At 70.8% G+C, this 17568-nt stretch carries 19 protein-coding genes; 17 read left to right on the top strand and 2 right to left on the bottom strand.

The genetic code is table 11. From position 1 onward, the window contains the following. Positions 1–61 precede the first annotated feature (61 nt). The 12 genes from HP507_RS13590 (at position 62) to HP507_RS13535 (ending at position 10406) form a co-directional block, all read left to right on the top strand. Positions 62–973, top strand: coding sequence for a metal ABC transporter solute-binding protein, Zn/Mn family (locus tag HP507_RS13590; protein ID WP_175352329.1), 912 nt, complete (start codon positions 62–64; stop codon positions 971–973). Beyond that, complete coding sequence (locus HP507_RS13585; protein WP_376984991.1) at positions 970–1854, top strand: metal ABC transporter ATP-binding protein; 885 nt, start codon at positions 970–972, stop codon at positions 1852–1854. Before HP507_RS13590 ends, HP507_RS13585 begins: the two co-directional genes overlap by 4 nt. Next, positions 1854–2777 carry a metal ABC transporter permease gene (locus tag HP507_RS13580; RefSeq protein WP_175352328.1) on the top strand — a complete coding sequence of 308 codons (924 nt, stop codon included), beginning with the start codon at positions 1854–1856 and terminating at the stop codon, positions 2775–2777. Before HP507_RS13585 ends, HP507_RS13580 begins: the two co-directional genes overlap by 1 nt. Continuing rightward, positions 2774–3199 carry a Fur family transcriptional regulator gene (locus HP507_RS13575; protein WP_175352327.1) on the top strand — a complete coding sequence of 142 codons (426 nt, stop codon included), beginning with the start codon at positions 2774–2776 and terminating at the stop codon, positions 3197–3199. The genes HP507_RS13580 and HP507_RS13575 overlap by 4 nt, the downstream gene beginning before the upstream one ends. 10 nt (positions 3200–3209) lie before the next feature. Next, complete coding sequence (locus HP507_RS13570; protein ID WP_175352326.1) at positions 3210–3905, top strand: alpha/beta fold hydrolase; 696 nt, start codon at positions 3210–3212, stop codon at positions 3903–3905. A 54-nt stretch (positions 3906–3959) separates the two neighbouring features. After that, a complete protein-coding gene (locus tag HP507_RS13565) occupies positions 3960–5420 on the top strand; it encodes a lipase maturation factor family protein (protein WP_175352325.1) in 1461 nt (486 codons plus the stop codon). 259 nt (positions 5421–5679) lie between these two features. Next, positions 5680–5916: a 50S ribosomal protein L28 gene (rpmB, locus tag HP507_RS13560; RefSeq protein WP_022903747.1), complete on the top strand. Its 237-nt coding sequence runs from the start codon at positions 5680–5682 to the stop codon at positions 5914–5916. After that, a complete protein-coding gene (rpmG, locus tag HP507_RS13555) occupies positions 5916–6086 on the top strand; it encodes a 50S ribosomal protein L33 (RefSeq protein ID WP_022908193.1) in 171 nt (56 codons plus the stop codon). Before rpmB ends, rpmG begins: the two co-directional genes overlap by 1 nt. Before the next feature lie 2 nt (positions 6087–6088). Then, positions 6089–6394: a 30S ribosomal protein S14 gene (gene rpsN, locus HP507_RS13550; protein ID WP_022908192.1), complete on the top strand. Its 306-nt coding sequence runs from the start codon at positions 6089–6091 to the stop codon at positions 6392–6394. A gap of 276 nt (positions 6395–6670) precedes the next feature. Continuing rightward, the gene (locus tag HP507_RS13545) at positions 6671–6958 is read left to right on the top strand and encodes an HU family DNA-binding protein (RefSeq protein WP_175352324.1); all 288 of its coding nucleotides are present in this window, start codon (positions 6671–6673) and stop codon (positions 6956–6958) included. Positions 6959–7092: 134 nt separating this feature from the next. Then, positions 7093–9090, top strand: coding sequence for a bifunctional copper resistance protein CopD/cytochrome c oxidase assembly protein (locus tag HP507_RS13540; RefSeq protein ID WP_175352323.1), 1998 nt, complete (start codon positions 7093–7095; stop codon positions 9088–9090). Then, a complete protein-coding gene (locus tag HP507_RS13535; RefSeq protein WP_217508798.1) occupies positions 9090–10406 on the top strand; it encodes an ATP-dependent DNA helicase in 1317 nt (438 codons plus the stop codon). The genes HP507_RS13540 and HP507_RS13535 overlap by 1 nt, the downstream gene beginning before the upstream one ends. Before the next feature lie 74 nt (positions 10407–10480). On the opposite strand, the gene HP507_RS13530 is transcribed toward HP507_RS13535, so the two are convergent. Further along, on the bottom strand, positions 10481–10933 hold the full coding sequence (locus HP507_RS13530; RefSeq protein WP_175352321.1) for a DUF4383 domain-containing protein: 453 nt from the start codon (positions 10931–10933) through the stop codon (positions 10481–10483). Between the two features lie 340 nt (positions 10934–11273). Here HP507_RS13530 and HP507_RS13525 point away from each other — a divergent pair, with 340 nt between their 5' ends. The 5 genes from HP507_RS13525 (at position 11274) to HP507_RS13505 (ending at position 16576) form a co-directional block, all read left to right on the top strand. After that, positions 11274–12071 (top strand): phosphatase PAP2 family protein, encoded by a 798-nt coding sequence (locus tag HP507_RS13525; protein WP_175352320.1) that lies wholly within the window; start codon positions 11274–11276, stop codon positions 12069–12071. An 88-nt stretch (positions 12072–12159) separates the two neighbouring features. Next, complete coding sequence (locus HP507_RS13520; RefSeq protein WP_175352319.1) at positions 12160–13299, top strand: CE1758 family FMN-dependent luciferase-like monooxygenase; 1140 nt, start codon at positions 12160–12162, stop codon at positions 13297–13299. A gap of 86 nt (positions 13300–13385) precedes the next feature. Continuing rightward, positions 13386–14408 (top strand): permease, encoded by a 1023-nt coding sequence (locus HP507_RS13515; protein WP_175352318.1) that lies wholly within the window; start codon positions 13386–13388, stop codon positions 14406–14408. Then, positions 14395–15177, top strand: coding sequence for a TIGR03943 family putative permease subunit (locus HP507_RS13510; protein WP_175352317.1), 783 nt, complete (start codon positions 14395–14397; stop codon positions 15175–15177). The genes HP507_RS13515 and HP507_RS13510 overlap by 14 nt, the downstream gene beginning before the upstream one ends. Next, positions 15167–16576, top strand: a complete 1410-nt coding sequence (locus HP507_RS13505; RefSeq protein ID WP_175352316.1) for a hypothetical protein — start codon at positions 15167–15169, stop codon at positions 16574–16576. The genes HP507_RS13510 and HP507_RS13505 overlap by 11 nt, the downstream gene beginning before the upstream one ends. Here the strand turns inward: HP507_RS13505 and HP507_RS13500 are convergent. After that, positions 16573–17532 carry a helix-turn-helix transcriptional regulator gene (locus tag HP507_RS13500; RefSeq protein ID WP_175352315.1) on the bottom strand — a complete coding sequence of 320 codons (960 nt, stop codon included), beginning with the start codon at positions 17530–17532 and terminating at the stop codon, positions 16573–16575. The genes HP507_RS13505 and HP507_RS13500 overlap by 4 nt on opposite strands. Positions 17533–17568 lie beyond the last annotated feature (36 nt).

Raw genomic sequence — 17568 nt, 5'->3', positions numbered from 1 at the left:
TCTGTCGATGATCTGATACTGGTTTTGACAACCGTTATCAACAAGCCCTACGCTGGTCGACATGCGCAACCGCCTCCTCGCCCTGCCGCTCGTCGCCGGCGCCGCCGCACTCGCCCTGACGGGCTGCGCGACGTCCTCTGCCTCCGGTGATGCCTCGAGTGACGGCACGATCAAGGTCGTCGCCTCCACGAACGTCTACGGCTCGATCGTCGAGGCGATCGGCGGCGACCACGTCTCCGTCACGAGCATCCTGAACGACCCGTCGCAGGACCCGCACTCCTTCGAGTCGAGCGCGAAGACGCAGCTCGCGGTGTCGAAGGCAGACCTCCTGATCGAGAACGGCGGCGGGTACGACGACTTCATGACCACGCTCGCCGACGCCTCGAGCACGAAGGCCGACACGATCAACGTGGTGAAGCTCTCCGGGCTCGACAAGGGCGGCGACTCGGAGTTCAACGAGCACGTGTTCTACAGCTACCCGACGATGGTGAAGCTCGTGGCCGACGTGTCGAAGCGTCTCGGCGATCTCGACAGCACGGACGGGGACACGTTCACGAAGAACGCGGACGCCCTCACGACGAAGCTCGAGGGGCTCGAGTCGAAGACGGCCGAGCTCAAGAAGACGTACGACGGCGAGAAGGTCTCCTACACGGAACCGGTGCCCGGGTACCTCTTCGACGCGATCGGGCTGGACAACGTCACGCCGGACGACTTCTCCGAGGCGATCGAGGAGGGCGACGACGTCCCGCCGGCCGCGCTCAACGACACGCTCAAGCTGTTCAGCGGCGGCACCGTGAAGCTCCTCGCGTACAACGATCAGACCTCCAGTCCCGAGACGGAACAGGTCAAGAAGGCGGCCGAGGACAACGGCATCCCGGTCGTCGGTGTCACGGAGACGCTCCCGAAGGGGGAGGATTACGTCTCGTGGCAGCAGGCGAACATCGACGCGGTGCAGGCGGCGCTCCAGAAGTGACGACCGTTTCCCACCCGACCACCGAGCGGACCGCCACTGCCCCGGGCAGTGGCGGCTCCGCCGTGCTCACGCTGCGCGACGCCGGGTTGTCCTACGGGGCGCGCCGGCTGTGGTCGCACCTCGACCTCGACCTGGCGCCCGGCGAGTTCGTCGCCGTCCTCGGGCCGAACGGTGCGGGCAAGACCTCGCTCCTCCGGACCGTCCTCGGCCAGCAGCGACTGACCTCCGGCACGATGTCGTTCCTCGGCCAGCCGGTCCGGCGCGGACACCGGCGGATCGGGTACATCCCGCAGCAGCGGTTGATGGACGCGGGCACCCCGCTGCGGGCGCGGGACATGATCGCGCAGGGCGTCACCGGGTCGCGGTGGGGGATCCTGCCCGCGAGTCGCGCCGAGCGCTCCCGGGTCGACCGCATCCTCGACGAGGTCGGTGCCACGGCGTTCGCCGACGCCCCGGTCGCCGAGCTGTCCGGCGGCGAGCAGCAGCGCACCCGTGTGGGGCAGGCCATCGCCGCCGACCCCGCTCTGCTCCTCTGCGACGAGCCCCTCATCTCGCTCGACCTGCGACACCAGCGCGGCGTGACCGAACTCATCGACCGGCAGCGCCGACAGCGCGACGCGGCCGTGCTGTTCGTGACGCACGACGTGAACCCGATTCTCGACGTCGTCGACCGGGTCCTCTACATCGCCGGCGGGCGGTTCCGGATCGGCTCGCCGGACGAGGTCCTGCGCGCCGACGTCCTGAGCGACCTGTACGGCACGCCCGTCGACGTCGTCCGCACCATGGGTCGGATCGTCATCGTCGGGGCGAACGAGGCGCACGAACACCACCACGGCGAGGTCGACCCGCACCAGCCGGTACCGGACGAAGGGCGGATCTGATGGACGTCTGGTCGACGATCTTCTCCTTCCAGGACTACGGCGAGCTCGTCGTGCTCGTGCAGAACTCGATCTGGGCGGGCGCGGTGCTCGGCATCGTCGGCGGCCTCGTCGGCCCGTTCGTGGTCGCTCGCAACATGCCCTTCGCGGTGCACGGCATCTCGGAGCTCTCGTTCGCGGGCGCCTCGGCCTCGCTGCTGCTCGGGGTGAACGTCGTGACGGGGTCGCTCGTCGGTTCGGTGATCGCGGCGCTCCTCATCGGGCTGCTCGGCTCGAAGGCGCGGGACCGCAACTCGATCATCGCCGTGCTCATGCCGTTCGGTCTCGGCCTCGGGATCCTCTGCCTGGCGCTGTACAAGGGGCGGGCTGCGAACAAGTTCGGTCTGCTCACCGGGCAGATCGTCTCGGTCGACAACCCGCAGCTGACGTTCCTCATCGTGATCGCCGCGATCGTCGTCGTGACCCTGCTCGTGATCTGGCGCCCGCTGATGTTCTCGTCGGTCGACCCCGACGTGGCCGCCGCCGCCGGCGTCCCGGTGCGGACCCTGGCGATCGTGTTCATGCTCGCGCTCGGCCTCGCGACGGCGGTGTCGGTGCAGATCGTCGGCGCCCTCCTGGTGCTCTCGCTGCTCGTCACCCCCGCGGCGGCGGCCCTGCGCCTCAGCTCGAACCCGGTCGTCGTGCCGATCCTGTCGACGGTGTTCGCCGTCGTGTCGGTCGTCGGCGGCATCCTGCTCGCCCTCGGCGGCGGACTGCCGATCAGCCCCTACGTCACGACGATCTCGTTCCTGATCTGGGTGGTCTGCCGGATCGTCGGCGGCCGACGCGAGCGCCGTGGACGCGACCGCGTTGCGAGCCGTGAGCAGACCGGCGGGGGCGAGCCGCGCCTCTCCCAAGCCGCGGACAGGGAAGGGGTGGCAGCGTGAACGCCGTGCAGAAGCCGAAGCGGAACACCTGGCAGCGGGAAGCCGTGCGCACCGCGCTGTCCAGCACCGAGGGGTTCGTCAGCGCGCAGGCGCTGCACCAGCACCTGCGCGACGACGGCTCCACCATCGGACTGGCGACCGTGTACCGGGCGCTCTCCGACCTGGCGACCGAGGGCGACGCCGACTCGCTGCAGCAGGACGGCGAATCGCTGTACCGCGCCTGCACGACCGACACCCACCACCACCACCTGATCTGCCGGAACTGCGGCCGCACGGTCGAGATCGAGGCGGACCCGGTGGAGCGGTGGGCGCAGGAGGTCGCAGCGGCGAACGGGTTCTCGAACGCGAGCCACGTCGTGGACATCTTCGGCGAGTGCGCAGCCTGCACGACGGCACGCACGGATGTCGGCGGCGTCGAGTAGCCTCCGCGTCATGCACGTGATCCTGGTGCCCGGCTTCTGGCTCGACGCGAGCGCATGGGACGAGGTGTCCCCGGTGCTCCGCGCCGCGGGGCACTCGGTCGAAGCGGTCACCCGCGACGGCGACACGCTCGACGAGCAGGTCACGGCCCTCGTCGAGAAGCTCGACGACGTCGCGACGCCCGAGGAACCGGTGGCGCTCGCCGGGCACTCCGGCGCCGGCCCCATCGCATACATGGCGGCCGACCAGCGCCCGTCGCTCGTCGCGCACCTGCTCTACGTCGACACGTTCCCCGGACCGGAGGGCGGCTGCATCAACGACGAACTGCCCGTGGTGGACGGGGTCGTGCCGCTGCCGTCGTGGGACGTCTGGGAGCCGGCGACCCTGCGGGGGATGACGCCGTCACTTCGTACATCGTTCGAGCACCGGGCGATCCCCGAGCCCGCGGCAGTGCCGTCCGACCCGTTCCACTACTCCGACGCGGCACGCCACACCATCCCCGCGACGGTCATCACGTGCGAGGTCCCGGCGACCGACCTCGCCACGATGGTGGCCGACCACCAGACCTGGGCAGCGGAACTCGTGGCCACCGAGGAACTCTCGATCGTGGGGCTCGAGACGGGGCACTGGCCGATGTTCACGGCACCGCAGCAGCTGGGGGAGCTGATGGTGCAAGCGCTGGCGCCGAAGCCGACCGAGGCGCCGTAGCGACTCCGCTGCAGCCGGGCCCCACCGCAGCGGGACGCGCGTAGCCTCCGGGACGTGGACCTCGCAGCCTGGACCCAGTGGGCCGGCGCGTCCGACTACGACGTGGCCCGGTTCGTGCTGCAGCGCGGCGTCGCGGCGATCGCCTGCCTGGCGTTCCTCTCCGCGCTCGCCCAGTTCCCCGCCCTCGTCGGTGAGCACGGGCTCCTCCCGGTCCCGCGCTTCATGGAGCGCCCGTACGCGCGACGGCTCCCGGTCGTGTGGCGGTGGTGGCGGTACACGGACCGGCGGCTCCGGATGCTCGCCGGCGGGGGAGCGGTGGTGTCGTTCGCCGTGGTCCTCGGGCTGCCGCAGCGTGCTCCGTGGTGGGTGCCAATGGTCTGCTTCCTCGTGCTGTGGCTGGCGTACCTCTCGATCTCCGACGTCGGGCAGACCTTCTGGGCATTCGGGTGGGAGTCGCTGCTCGTGGAGGCCCTGTTCACGGTGGCGTTCCTCGGCGCGGACGACGTCGCGCCGCCGATCGTCGTCGTGTTCGCGTTGCGATGGCTCGTGTTCCGGCTGGAGTTCGGGGCCGGGATGATCAAGATGCGCGGCGACCGCAGCTGGCGGGACCTGACGGCGCTGTACTACCACCACGAGACGCAGCCGATGCCGAACCCGGTGTCGCGGACTGCCCACCTGTTGCCGCGTCGGGTGCACCGGCTCGAGACGCTCGGCAGCCACTTCGTGCAGCTCGTCGTGCCGTTCTTCCTGTTCGCACCGCAGCCGGTTGCATCGGTGGCGGCGGCGCTCGTCCTGTTGACGCAGCTGTGGCTCGTGGTCTCGGGGAACTTCGCGTGGCTCAACTGGATCACGCTCGTGCTGACCTTCGCGGCCGTCGACGATCGATCGGTCGGGGCCGTCCTGCCGTGGCTCGAACCGGCGGTGACGGCGGGTCCGACGGCGACCCCGGTGTCGTTCGTCGCGGTGACGGTGGTGGTCGGAGGACTGCTGGCGTGGCTCTCCTGGCCTGCAGCGAGGAACCTGGTGTCGCGGCGGCAGCTCATGAACGCCTCGTTCAACCGGTGGCACCTCGCGAACGCCTACGGAGCCTTCGGCAGCGTGACCCAGCAGCGCGACGAGGTCATCGTCGAGGGAACACTCGCGGAGGCGCCGGCCGAGGAGGACTGGCAGCCGTACGAGTTCCGCGGGAAGCCCGGTGACCCCCGGCGTCGGCCGGGGCAGTTCGCGCCGTACCACCTGCGGCTGGACTGGTTGATGTGGTTCCTCCCGCTCGGCGCCGACGACCGGTGGTTCCGGGTGTTCGTCGTCCGTCTGCTCGAGGCCGACCGGCCGACCCTGCGCCTGCTCGGACACGATCCGTTCGGCGGTGAGCGGCCGAGGTGGGTCCGAGCGCGGATGTTCCGGTACCGCTTCGCGACGCGGGCCGAGCGTCGCGCGACGGGGCTGTACTGGATCCGGCAGGAGCGGTACCTGCTGCTGGCGCCGGTCGAACTCGGGCGACGCCCCCGAGGCTGACCGGCGGGTTGCGACACGCCCGGTCGTCGCGTAACGTTGACCCCTGGTCCGCCGCGTCCGCGCGGTAGACCCAGTTGTTCCAAGCCCTCCGACCGTCGCGAACGCCGCGGTCGCGCGGTGCTCACGGCCTCTTCGACAGGGTCCGCGGGCCTGGGCGGCGCGCACAACCCCCTCGCTTCGTCAGCTGACGAGCGCGTGCGCGCCAGGCAAGTGACCTTGGGTGCGGCCGTCCGGTCGCACGGTACCTCAGGAGGAAACCATGGCAGCAGTGTGCCAGGTGACCGGAGCCACCCCCGGCTTCGGACACAACATCTCGCACTCGCACCGCCGGACGAAGCGTCGCTTCGACCCGAACGTGCAGAAGAAGACGTACTACGTGCCCTCGCTTCGTCGTAACGTCACGCTCACGCTCAGCGCGAAGGGCATCAAGGTGATCGACGCACGCGGCATCGAGTCCGTCGTCAAGGATCTCCTCGCCCGTGGGGAGAAGATCTGATGGCCAAGAAGGGTCAGGACGTTCGTCCGATCATCAAGCTCCGCTCGACGGCGGGCACCGGGTTCACCTACGTGACCAAGAAGAACCGTCGCAACAACCCGGACCGCCTCGTGCTCAAGAAGTACGACCCGGTGATCCGCAAGCACGTCGACTTCCGTGAGGAGCGCTAAGCATGGCGAAGAAGAGCAAGATCGCGAAGAACAACCAGCGCGCCGAGATCATCGCGCGCTACGCCGAGCGTCGTCTCGAGCTGAAGAAGGCCCTCGTGGACCCGAACGGCACCGACGAGTCGCGTGAGGCCGCCCGCGTCGGCCTGCAGAAGCTCCCGCGCGACGCGTCGCCGGTGCGCTACCGCAACCGCGACGCCATCGACGGCCGCCCCCGTGGCCACCTCGGTGAGTTCGGCATCAGCCGTGTCCGCTTCCGCGACATGGCTCACCGTGGCGAGCTGCCGGGCATCACGAAGAGCTCCTGGTAAGCACCTGCTTCCGCGGACGCCCCGTCACCCCAGCGGTGACGGGGCGTCCGTCGTTTCGGGGGACATCTTCGTCACATCGGTCACATCTGCCCCATGAGTACCGCGACAACCCCGGAAATCCGGGCGAGTCGGCCGATTTCGTCCCCGGTGGCTGGTACGTTCGACTCCGGTTCCGCCGGGCAGCTCGCCCCCGGTACCGCGGCACGGGGCAACCGCTCCGGGCGCCGGGCGAGAAGTCGTCCGACCGATACTGCAAGAAGTCCGAGGAGGACATCCATGGCTGACAAGTCACTGAACCGCACCGAGCTCGTCGCTGCCGTCGCGCAGGAGTCCGGCCAGAGCCAGGCCACCGTCAACGGCGTCGTCGACGCGCTCTTCTCCGTCGTCTCGAGCTCGGTTGCCGACGGCACCAAGGTCACGATCCCCGGTTGGATCGCCTTCGAGAAGACCCACCGCGCCGCCCGCACCGGCCGCAACCCGCAGACGGGTGACGCCATCGAGATCGCCGCGAGCGACTCGGTCAAGGTCAGCGCCGGCTCGAAGCTGAAGGCTTCGGTCAAGTAAGACCGCTGCACCACATGGAAGGGACGGCTGCGGCCGTCCCTTTCGTCGTTCCCGGGCCTGGAGGCGCGGCTCGTCCTCCACAGGCCGGCTCGGTCGATTCCGTGGCCGGGTGGGGCAACGCCTAGGCTTGACGGGTGAACCGGATCGCGCGCATCGCAGGCCCCGCCGCGTTGCTGCTCGTCGCGTTCGTCTCACTCCTGGTCGCCCTCGTCATCGGTGGTGGGGCGAACGCCGCCCTCATCGCCGACCCGGGTGCCGTCGTCCGCTTCGGCCTGCCGATCGCCCGCCTCGTCGTCGACCTCTCCCTCGCCACGACGATCGGTGGACTGGCCCTCGCGACGGTGGGGCTCTCCCGCACGGCGCCGGAGTGGAACCGTGCGATCGACATCGCCGCCGGTGCCGCCGGCGTCTGGACGGTGGCGTCCGCCGTCACCACGTTCTTCACGTTCCTCAGCGTCGCCGGTTCGAAGGTCAGCATCGACGAGCAGTTCGGCCAGTCGATGGGCGTCTTCCTCACCGGGACGGACCTGGGGCTCGCTTGGCTCGTGACCGTCCTCGTCGCCGCGGCCGTCACGGTACTGTGCTTCGCCGTCCGCTCCCGGGGCATGGTCGCCCTGACGACGGGCGTGGCGATGATCGGTCTCATCCCGCTCGCCCAGCAGGGCCACGCCGCTGGGACGGCCAGTCACGACGCCGCGGTCACCGCGCTGGGCCTGCACCTCGTCGGGGCGGCACTGTGGGTCGGCGGGCTCGTGATGCTCGTGCTCCTGCGGCCGGTGATCGGCGGGGATCGTCTCGCCGTCGTGGTCGGCCGCTACTCGAGCATCGCGCTGGGCTGCTTCGTGCTCGTGGCCGTGTCGGGCGTCGCGTCGGCGCAGATCCGCGTCGGGGCGCTCTCGAACCTGTTCACCGCGTACGGTGTGCTCGTCCTCGTCAAGATCGGCGCGATCGTGGCGATGGGGGTCCTCGGCGCGGTGCAGCGGCAGCGCGCCATCCGATCCCTCACGGCCGCTCCCGAGCGCCGGCGGCCGTTCTGGCTGCTCCTCGTCACAGAGCTCGCCGTGATGGGCGTCGCCAGTGGGTTCGCGGCGGCGCTCGGGCGGACGGCGACACCCGTCGACCAGATCGCGCTGAGCAAGACCACGAACCCGTCCCCCGCCGAGCTGCTCACGGACGACACGCTCCCGCACGCGCCCGGCACGTGGGGGTGGCTGACGGCGTGGAACATCGACCTCTTCTGGCTGATGACAGCCGTGCTCCTCGCGGCGACGTACACCGCCGGGGTCGTCCGGCTGCGCCGCCACGGTGGGCGATGGCCGGTCGGTCGCACGGTCTCCGCCGGCATCGCCCTGGTGTCGCTCGTCGTGGCCACGTCCGGGTCGCTGCACACCTACGACCGCTTCCTCCTCTCCGCGAACGTCGGGGCACACCTGCTGCTCGGACTCGTCGTCCCCGCGCTCGTCTGGGCATCGGCTCCGGTGCAGCTCATCCGCGCGGCCGTCCACCCGCGTGACGACGACAGCACCGGCGTCCGCGAGTGGACCGGCCTGCTGCTCGACAACGCTGCCGTGCGGTACCTCGTGCAGCCGTTCCCGGCGTTCGTGTTCCTCGCCGCGGTGTGGTGGGTGTTCTTCGTGACCGACGCGCTGCGGTGGTCGGTGGGCGACTCGACCGGGCGCACGGTGATCGACGCCGTGTTCCTGCTCGTCGGGTTGCTGGCGGTGCCGACCCTGCTCACGCCGATCGCCGCCGGTGCACGGCGCCCGTCGATGCCGGCCGCCCTCGTCCGGATCGCCGGTGCCGTGGTCGTGTCCGCCGGGCTGGTGTCGCTCGGCATCGCGATGCGCGGCCCCCTCGGACTCCTGCAGGCCTCGTGGTTCGGCGCGATGGGGCGCACGTGGGGACCGGACCCGCTCGTCGACCAGGCGCGAGGGGGCATCCTGCTCGTGGTCGCGGGCGTCGCGTTGGTCGTGGCCGTCGTCATCGTGGTGTTCGTGCGGCTCCGGCGGGTCGTGCCAGTGGTCGGTCCGAACCACGGATCCGACACCGAGCCGCGGCAGGACGTGGTTCGACGTCGTGATCGTGGTTCGTTCGCAGCCGAGGAGCTCGCCGATCCGGGCACGGGTGCGTGATGAGCGTCGAACTCAGCGCCGAGCAGCGCGCGGTCTTCGAGTACATCGAGCACACCCGCGACCACGTGTTCATCACCGGGCGTGCGGGGACGGGGAAGTCGACGCTCCTGAACCACCTGTCGTGGAACACGGAGAAGCAGGTCGTCATCTGCGCCCCGACCGGCGTCGCCGCGTTGAACGTCGGTGGGCAGACGATCCACTCGCTCTTCAGGCTGCCGATCGGGCTCATCGCCGACGCCGACCTCCGCCAGGGGCCGGAGACCCGCAAGCTTCTCAACACGATCGACACCCTCGTGATCGACGAGGTCTCGATGGTGAACGCCGACCTCCTCGACGCGATGGACCGGTCGTTGCGCAAGGCCCGTGGCCGCCAGTTCGAGGCGTTCGGCGGCGTGCAGGTCGTCATGTTCGGCGATCCGTACCAGCTGCCGCCGGTTCCGGGCGACGGCGACGAACGTGCGTACTTCACCGACCACTACCGTTCGATGTGGTTCTTCGACGCGAAGGTGTGGCTCGAGGCCGAACTGCACATCGTCGAACTCGCGACCGTGCACCGACAGCGCGACGACGCCTTCGCGGCCATGCTGACGGCGGTGCGACACGGGCGTGTGACCGCTGACGTCGCGGGGCAGCTCAACGCCGCGGGGGCGCGGCCGGCGCCCGACGACGCGATCACCCTCGCGACCCGGAACGACACCGTGGCGCGCATCAACAAGGCGGCGCTCGACCGGCTGCCCGGCAAGGTGAAGACCGCGCGGGCCGACGTCAACGGCGACTTCGGCGGCCGGAACTTCCCGGCGGACGAAGCCCTCGAGCTGAAGCCCGGCGCGCACGTGATGTTCCTGCGCAACGATCCCGACCAGCGCTGGGTGAACGGCACCCTCGGCATCGTGCAGACCATCCGAGACACCGTGTGGGTGGACGTCGACGGGGAGTCGTTCGAGGTCCAGCCGTCGGTGTGGGAGAAGTTCAAGTACTCCTACGACCCGGACAAGAAGGAACTCAAGAAGGACACCGTCGGGGAGTTCCAGCAGTTCCCGCTGCGCCTGGCCTGGGCGGTGACGATCCACAAGTCGCAGGGGAGCACCTACGACCGGGCCGTGGTCGACCTCGGCAACCGGGTGTTCAGCGCCGGCCAGACCTACGTGGCGCTCTCGCGGCTGACCTCGCTCGAGGGGCTGTACCTCTCCCGTCCGCTGCGGCCGCAGGACATCATCGTGGACCTCGACGTCCGGCGTTTCATGTCCGAGGCGCCGCGCGTGGTCGCGACCGAGCTCGAGGCCGCTGCACCCCCGTCGGAACCCGACGCGGACTGACGCGCGACGCCCCGCCGGCCACGAGGGCGGGCGGGGCGTCGGGAACGTCGAGCGACGGGATGACCCGCGCGACGTCAGGCGCGAGCGGCCTCGGCGCGGAGCGCGCGGATGTTCTGCTTGTCGGCGCCGAGCGCCGTGAGCAGCAGGATCACGCCGACGATCGCGTGGAACACGTTGTCCGTGGTGTTGAGTGCGAAGACGTTGGCCGAGGTGTTCACGAACACGAAGCCGTAGGCCGCGAACACGACGAGCACGACTCCCACGAGGAGGTTCACGTTGCGCGACCCGATGGTGTTGCCGAGCCCGACGAGGAGGAGCGCGGCGGCCAGCAGGACCCAGACGAGCGCGGTCGCGGGGTTGACCCCGAACGCGTTCCAGAGCATCCCGCCGTGGCGGTTGAAGAAGCCGGGGTCGCCGTCGGCGGCGAGGAAGAAGCCCAGGAAGCCCCAGATGGCCAGGACGCTCCCGGCGGTCAGCGCGAGCCCGCGGTTCGGGGAAGCGGTGATGCTCGGTTCCTTGATGGCCACTTCGGTATCCTCCTCGTACGCAGCCGACGCGGGGTACGTCGGTCCGGCGATGTGCGCCGGTGCGTTCACCCGCGCGTGACGGGTCGGTGCGTTCCGGGACCCGAGGGACGATGCCCCGCGGTTCCCAGGCTCCGACCGGCGGTCCAACGGTATCGTGTCGGACCCCGACCGTCCGAATCGCACGCGCGTGACCAGGCGCGCGACGACACCGACCACGAGGACCCCGAGGAGGACCAGCCCGGTGACCCGAACGCCCGAACGCAACCGCCCGGAGCCGCGTGGACCGAGTGTCTCGCGGCGGTTGCGGTGGGGTCTGTTGGCGGCTCTGGGGTTCGTGATCGTGCCTCTCGTCTACGCGGCGGCTGTCCTGACGCCGGTGGGGCAGCGGGTCGAGGACGCCGCGCTCGGCGGGGTTCGGGAGTCCGACCTGTTCTCGTCGGACACTGCTCTCAACGTCATCTCGGTGCCGGTGATCCTGTTGCTCGTGGTCGTGATCGCCGCCGTCGCGTTCGCCCGGCGTCGGCTCGCGGTGGGACTCGGAGCGGGCGTCGTCGTGCTCGCGTCGGCAGCCACCTCGACGCTCCTCAAGCGTATCGCCGAGCGCCCGGAGATCGCTCAGTCGACGACGCCGAACTCGTTCCCGTCCGGACACGCCACCATCGCGCTCGCCGCCCTCTTCGCCGTGCTGATGGTCACACCGCGCCGGTTCCGGCCGATCGTCACGCTGATCGGTGCCGCCTACGCGGTCTTCGTGGCGAACCAGACCGTGGTGTACGGGTGGCACCGGGTGAGCGACATCGTGGGTGCGTGCGGCATCGCGCTGTGCTGGCTCGGGCTGGTCCGCGCCGTCGGGCCACGGGTCGACCGCGGGGAGCGCGGGGACCGCGACGGCCGGAGGGGTCCCCGGCACGTGGTCTCCGGCGTCCTGCTCGTCGCGACCGGCGTGACGTTCCTGGTCGGCGTCGCGGCGCTCGTGTACGGCGTCGCCGGCGGCCAGCACGACCACGCCGCGATCCTCGTCGCCGGTCGGATGGCGTCGAGCGCGAGCGTGCTCGCGGTGGTGACGATCGTGTGGATCGCGGACGGCATGCACCACGCCGCACGCACCGACACGGAGGCGATCCCGGCCGCTGGGTGAACGCCGATGGCGGGAATGCCGACGGCTGCGGTACGTTGTACCCAGCAAGTCGATGCAAACGCATTGATATCGCGAAAGGTGGCGCATCATGCAGTTCGGGATCTTCACGGTCAGTGACGTCACGACCGACCCCACGACCGGCACCACGCCGGATGACACCCAGCGCGTCAAGGACATCCTGACGATCGCCGAGCACGCCGACCAGGCGGGCCTCGACGTCTTCGCCACGGGTGAGCACCACAACCCGCCGTTCGTGGCGTCCAGCCCGACGACGATGCTCGCGTACCTCGCCGCCCGGACGAAGAACATCACGCTCTCGACGTCGACGACCCTGATCACCACGAACGACCCGGTGCGCATCGCCGAGGAGTACGCGATGCTCCAGGTCATCTCCGACGGCCGCATGGACCTGATGATGGGCCGCGGCAACACCGGCCCGGTCTACCCCTGGTTCGGCCAGGACATCCGTCAGGGCGTGAACCTCGCGATCGAGAACTACGCGCTGGTCCGCCAGCTCTGGGAGAACGACGTCGTCAACTGGCAGGGCAAGTTCCGCACGCCGCTGCAGGGCTTCACCTCGACCCCGCGCCCGCTCGACGGCGTCCCGCCCTTCGTCTGGCACGGCTCGATCCGCACCCCGGAGATCGCCGAGCAGGCCGCCTACTACGGCGACGGCTTCTTCCACAACAACATCTTCTGGCCGATCCAGCACACCTCGCAGATGGTCGGCCTCTACCGGCAGCGCTTCGAGCACTACGGCCACGGGCGTGCCGACCAAGCGATCGTCGGCCTCGGTGGGCAGTTCTTCGCCCGCAAGAACTCGCAGGACGCGATCGACGAGTTCCGCCCGTACTTCGACAACGCCCCCGTCTACGGTCACGGCCCCTCGATGGAGGACTTCACGCAGCAGACCCCGCTCACGGTGGGTTCGCCGCAGCAGGTCATCGACCGGTACGCCGCGATGAAGGACCACGTCGGCCACTACCAGCGTCAGCTGTTCCTCGTCGACCACGCCGGGCTGCCGCTCAAGACGGTCCTCGAGCAGATCGACATCCTGGCGACCGAGATCGTGCCGGAGCTCCGCAAGATCAACGACGAGGGGCGCCCCGCCGACGTGCCCGCGGACCCGCCGTCGCACGCCTCACGCGTGGCCGCGGCGCTGGCTGCCGGCACGGCGGGCAGCGACCACGTCGCCGCCGAGGACGAGTGGACGGGTGCGTCCGTCTGACGACGTGACCCCCTGACGGACGGGAGGCGCGGTGCCGGCCGGCACCGCGCCTCCCGTCCGCCGCATCGGTCGCCTATCCTTGCCCGGTGACGACGACCACGCCGCCGCCGCAGCAGCGCTCCCGCTCCCGGGCCCTCACCGGTCCCGGGCTCGTGCTCCTCGCCGTCGTCGTGCTGCTCGGGATCCGCCTGCTCTCCCCGGCCGTCGGCAGCGCGGGCCTGCCGAACGTCGTGCAGGACTTCCTCACGCTGGCGATCAGCGTCGTCGTCGAGTCCCTGCCGTTCGTGGTCCTCGGCATCGTGCTGTCGATCGTCGTCGAGGTGTGGGTGCCGGTGGGTGCGCTCGAGAAGGTCCTCCCGCAGCGCCCGATGCCGCGCCGGGCGGTGATCTCCCTGATCGGCATGCTGTTCCCGGTGTGCGAGTGCGGCAACGTGCCGCTCGCGCGCGGCCTCATGATGCGCGGCTTCACCCCGGCCGAGGCCGTCACCTTCCTGGTCGCCGCCCCGATCCTCAACCCGCTCGTGATCATCAGCACCGCGCAGGCGTTCGGCTGGTCCGGTTGGATCCTCCCGGTCCGCATCGTCGGCGGCTTCGTCATCGCGAACCTCGTCGGCTGGATCGTCGCCGCACACCGGCGCCCGGCGGACCTGCTGCTGCCCGCCTTCGAAGCCCGCTGCCGCGCGGCGATCGGAGCGCCCCGCGCGCGGAACCGCTGGCGGGAGAGCGCTGCGCAGTTCGGCGGCGAGACCGCGACGATGATGCCGGCCCTGTTCGTCGGCGCCGGTCTCGCCGCGGCGATCCAGGTCGCCGTGCCCCGGTCCACGCTGGTGTCGATCGGTGCGAACCCGGTGCTGTCCGTCGCCGCGATGATGCTCCTCGCGATGACGGTGTCGCTCTGCTCGAACGTGGACGCCTTCTTCGCGCTGTCGTTCGCATCGACGTTCCTGCCGGGGTCGATCACCGCGTTCCTGATCATCGGGCCGATCATCGACGTGAAGATGATCGCCCTGCTCCGGACGACGTTCCGCACACGCTTCCTCGTGCTGCTCGCCGTCGTCTGCGTCCTGTTCGCCGCGACCGTCGGGTTGGTGATGAATGTCCTCGTCTGAGCCGCGCCTGCCCTCGTACCTCGGCCTCGGGTCGGTGCTCGGAGTGGCGCTCTGCACGCTGTGGCTCGCGGTCGCCGGGCACCTGGACCTGTACATCAACCCGCGGTACTCGGTGTTCACGGTCGTGCTCGCGGCCGTCGCGGTGCCCGCGTCGGTGGCCGGACTGGTCGTGGTCGCGCGCGGTCACGGACACGCGCACGGCGACGAAGGACACGACGAGCGGACCGGAGGCGCGGCTCGCCTCACGCGCATCGCCCTCGGTGGCGTGGCGGCTCTCGTCACGATCGGGGTCACCGCCGCCATGCTCGTCCTGCCCCCGACGACGCTGTCCGCCCGCACCGCACAGCAGCGGAGCGTGGACTCGGCGACCCTGTCGGACGCCGCCGGGTCCGAGGCCGCCGTCTCCCTCCTCGGCAGTGGCTCGGTCGACACGTCGGAGTACGGCGTGAAGGACTGGGCCGCCCTCATCCGGCAGACCACGGACACGACCTCCCTCGTCGGCAAGAAGGTGGAGCTCTCCGGGTTCGTGGTGCCCGGATCGGACGGGTCCTTCACGCTGACCCGGTTCGTGATCAGCTGCTGCGCGGTGGACGCACAACCCGTCGGGCTCGCGGTCGTCACGGACGGCGGCGTCCCGGACGAGGACCAGTGGGTCACCGTGTCCGGGGCGCTCGCCGCGAACCCCGACCAGTCCGCGGACGCCCGGATCGTCATCAGGGCCGCGAAGGTCACGAAGATCGCGCAGCCGAAGGACCCGTATGAGTACTGAGCTCCGGGCGCGCCCACGGAACCGGTTCCGACGCCGCCTCGTCGCCACCGTGCTGGTGTTCGTCATCGTGGGCGCGGTCGCCGCGGTCGTCGGCTCCCAGCAGGGACCGCGGCTGCGGGACGTGTCGTACGACGCGAGCGGCCTCGTCTCCCGCCCGGCCCAGCGCGTCATCCTCACGGCGAACCAGGCGATCGAGAAGGTGTCCGCCGCGGACGTCCGGGTCAGCCCGGCCGCCGCGCACACCGTGACCTCGAGCGGGAACACCATCGCGGTCGAGTTCGCCGGGCCGCTGGCCTACGACCGCTCGTACGAGATCTCGGTCGACGGCGTCCGGGCGCCCGGCCAGCGTGCCACCGCCGACCTCCGCGCCTCGATCCGCACGGGCAGCACCGACGTCCTCGCGCTCGTGCCCGGCGGCGACGGTGCCGGCGGCGGGAAGGACCGCATCGTCCGGCGCTCGCTCGACGCCGGGGGAGCGAGGACCGTCTACGAGGCCACCGGCATCTCCGAGTACGCGCGGCTCGGCCGGTCGCTCGTCGTCGTGAGCGGCACCGACACCGGTTCCTCCGTCGACATCGTCCCGCTCAGCGGCGGGGTGCAGGACGAGGACGCCCCCGTCGAGCACCTCACGCTGCCGACCCGCGAGGGCCGCGTGACCGCCCTGCACGCGGCGGACGACGGCGCCTCGTTCGGGTTCGAGTACGCCGACACCTCGACCGGGCAGTCCCGCGACGTCGGGCTGTACGTGGTCGACATGACCGGCACGCACCTGCCCACCGCGATCGACGGCAGCGGCGCGCCGGTCACCGGAGCGGTACCGATGACGGTCGGGCAGTGGGCGTACGTGCCGCGCACCGAGAGCGCCCTCGTCCGGACCGGCAGCGACGACCTCGTGCTCGTCGACATGAGCGGGCGGACCGACGCCGTCCGGCTCGGCAGCGCCACGTACCTGCACGGCTTCGTCGGCACCGGCACCACGGCCGTCGTCGAGACGGGGACCGGCATCGTCCGCCTCGACCTCACCGACGGGAAGCGCACCGAACTGCAGGCGCCCGCTGCCAGCACCGACGCCGCCTACCTGGGGCGGATCGCCCAGCTGACCGACGACAGCTACCTGCGCGTCGTGGGCGACGTGCGGTCGGACGGGACCATCTCGCAACGGATCGTCCGCGTGGACGGGAGCCGCGCCTCCAGGCTCCCCGTGACCGTCCCCGACGACGCGAGCGTGACCGCCGTCTGCCCCTCCCCGAACGGCCAGTTCGTCGCGGTCGCGGCGAAGTCCCCGACGGGCGGCCTCGTGAGCATCGTCGACGCGACCTCGGGCGCGCTCGAGGCGAGCATCGACGCCGGGTCCGTCGACTGGTGCAACGCGCTGCCCTCGGGCGACGAAGTGGGCTAACGCCGCAGCGTCACCTTCGGGTACTCGCCGAACCGGCGGAGGTACTCGCCCGAGAAGCGGCCCATGTGCGTGAAGCCCCAGCGCGCAGCGACGTCAGCGACCGAGACCTGGCCGGGCTGGGCGTGCAGGAGGTCCTCGTGGGCGCGTCGGAGCCGCACCTCGCGGAGGTACTGCATCGGCGAGCGGTCGAGGGTGCGCTGGAACGCCTCCTGCAGTCCGCGCACGCTGAGGTCGGCGACCCGCGCGACGTCCGACACCGTCAGGGGCTCGTGGGCGTGGGTGTGGATGTGCTCCACGGCGGTCCGCACCCGGGCGTTCCGGTGCTCGTACCAGCCGACCGGGGCGGGCTCGGCGCGGAAGCGGTACAGGTCGAGCAGTGCCCGGGCGACCTCGCGCTGCGATTCGTGCCAGGCGAGCGACCCCGGCCCCGACTCGCGGAGCACGTCGACCGAGGACGCGACCGCTCGGCGCCACCCGTTGATCGAGGCCGCGGACGGCGGTGTGGACCGGTCGAAGTCGACCGAGCCGTCGACGAGGTACTGCTCCGAGGCGACGTCGAGCACGAGGTCGCGGTCGAGGTGCACGAGCCGCTGGTCCCAGTCGCGGTAGTCCACGTCGAAGCGCCGCTCGACCGGGAAGAGCGTCGGCACACCCGGCTGCATGCGGACCTCGTCACGCCCGGCGTCGACCGTCGCGGTGCCGGCGTCGATCCACTGGACGACGACCTCGCCCTCGACGGCGACGTCACCGCGCAGCGAGCCGTGCATCTGCGACCGGCGGATGCTCATGCGTTCGTCGCCGATGCCGACGTAGCGGTACCAGTAGTCGCCGTCGGTCCGGCTGGAGTGCCACGCGCGGCCGGCGTACATGCCGGCGAGGTCCGCGATGGCGGAGTCGGTGTCCGTACCCGACACCGACACGAGGGACGAGGGCCCCTCGCCCGTCGTGTTGCTCATCTATCGAGTCTGCCGTGGCCGGACCGGCCCGCGCCG

Origin of the sequence: Curtobacterium pusillum, from assembly GCF_013359865.1 — a bacterium.
GTDB classification, from domain to species: domain Bacteria; phylum Actinomycetota; class Actinomycetes; order Actinomycetales; family Microbacteriaceae; genus Curtobacterium; species Curtobacterium pusillum.
The sequence above is the reverse complement of the archived record's forward strand: the minus strand, read 5'-3'. Positions and strand labels throughout refer to the sequence as shown.

What these genes read in the sequence shown, in the direction of transcription:
- HP507_RS13590 (WP_175352329.1), top strand. Translation starts at nt 62, where the DNA reads ATGCGCAACCGCCTCCTCGCCCTGCCGCTCGTCGCCGGCGCCGCCGCA.
- HP507_RS13580 (WP_175352328.1), top strand. Translation starts at nt 1,854, where the DNA reads ATGGACGTCTGGTCGACGATCTTCTCCTTCCAGGACTACGGCGAGCTC.
- HP507_RS13570 (WP_175352326.1), top strand. Translation starts at nt 3,210, where the DNA reads ATGCACGTGATCCTGGTGCCCGGCTTCTGGCTCGACGCGAGCGCATGG.
- rpmB (WP_022903747.1), top strand. Translation starts at nt 5,680, where the DNA reads ATGGCAGCAGTGTGCCAGGTGACCGGAGCCACCCCCGGCTTCGGACAC.
- rpmG (WP_022908193.1), top strand. Translation starts at nt 5,916, where the DNA reads ATGGCCAAGAAGGGTCAGGACGTTCGTCCGATCATCAAGCTCCGCTCG.
- rpsN (WP_022908192.1), top strand. Translation starts at nt 6,089, where the DNA reads ATGGCGAAGAAGAGCAAGATCGCGAAGAACAACCAGCGCGCCGAGATC.
- HP507_RS13545 (WP_175352324.1), top strand. Translation starts at nt 6,671, where the DNA reads ATGGCTGACAAGTCACTGAACCGCACCGAGCTCGTCGCTGCCGTCGCG.
- HP507_RS13535 (WP_217508798.1), top strand. Translation starts at nt 9,090, where the DNA reads ATGAGCGTCGAACTCAGCGCCGAGCAGCGCGCGGTCTTCGAGTACATC.
- HP507_RS13520 (WP_175352319.1), top strand. Translation starts at nt 12,160, where the DNA reads ATGCAGTTCGGGATCTTCACGGTCAGTGACGTCACGACCGACCCCACG.
- HP507_RS13510 (WP_175352317.1), top strand. Translation starts at nt 14,395, where the DNA reads ATGTCCTCGTCTGAGCCGCGCCTGCCCTCGTACCTCGGCCTCGGGTCG.
- HP507_RS13505 (WP_175352316.1), top strand. Translation starts at nt 15,167, where the DNA reads ATGAGTACTGAGCTCCGGGCGCGCCCACGGAACCGGTTCCGACGCCGC.
- HP507_RS13500 (WP_175352315.1), bottom strand. Translation starts at nt 17,532, where the DNA reads ATGAGCAACACGACGGGCGAGGGGCCCTCGTCCCTCGTGTCGGTGTCG.